Origin of the sequence: Microvirga pakistanensis, from assembly GCF_004458765.1 — a bacterium.
Classification (GTDB): Bacteria; Pseudomonadota; Alphaproteobacteria; order Rhizobiales; family Beijerinckiaceae; genus Microvirga; species Microvirga pakistanensis.
The window spans coordinates 1-223 of the sequence record NZ_SPJX01000682.1; the positions used below are offsets into that span (position 1 = coordinate 1).

Sequence of the window (223 nt, forward strand, 5' to 3'; positions counted from 1 at the left end):
TCACGAGCTTCACCGTGAAGGTCTCGTCGGGCTCGAAGGCGAGCTCTTCGATCGTTGGCACGTTGAAGCCGCGCGTGCCCACGAAACCGGCGGCGATGTTCAGGGTGTACGGTCCCACCGAGACGTCACCCGTCGAGGTCGAGCCATGGATGACTTGGTAGGTGACGGTCAGCCGCTCCGCAGGAGGCTCCGACAGCGTGAGCCTGAAGTTCGCATTGCCGCC

Annotated in this window: 1 protein-coding gene; it reads right to left on the minus strand. The window is 64.1% G+C overall.

The window, feature by feature from the left end:
• On the minus strand, positions 1 to 223 hold a 223-nt coding region (locus E4K09_RS29545; protein ID WP_166802533.1), incomplete at both ends, for a hypothetical protein.